General features: G+C 58.4%; 1 protein-coding gene. It reads right to left on the reverse strand.

Annotation, left to right across the window (positions count from 1 at the left end):
* A partial coding sequence (locus IHV25_RS10280; RefSeq protein WP_192535032.1) for a hypothetical protein occupies window positions 1-305 on the reverse strand: 305 nt, incomplete at both ends.

A 305-nucleotide genomic window follows, 5' to 3' on the forward strand; every position in this document is an offset into this window, starting at 1 on the left:
GTTGCGCCGGACTGGTCGCCTGAAAGGAGGACTTTGCCATCACCCTCCTTGAAGACCTTGCCACCGCCGGACATTTTATCCGTGTAGGCAAGCTCCTTGCCCGCACCGATATCAAAAACGAAGGTGCCCGCGTTCGCAATGTCACCCTTAACGGACTGCCCCCGAACGATCATCGTTGCATCCGTGGCGATACTATAGCCGTTGGCAAAGTCCAGATTCACATCAAACGTGGCGCTGGCGTTCCCCGTCAGCTCCATTTTCCGGGTGGCCGGGGTGTAGTTGGTCTCCTTGTCCGCCGCCGAGAC

This window comes from Phaeovibrio sulfidiphilus (genome assembly GCF_014861485.1).
Lineage (GTDB): Bacteria > Pseudomonadota > Alphaproteobacteria > Rhodospirillales > Rhodospirillaceae > Phaeovibrio > Phaeovibrio sulfidiphilus.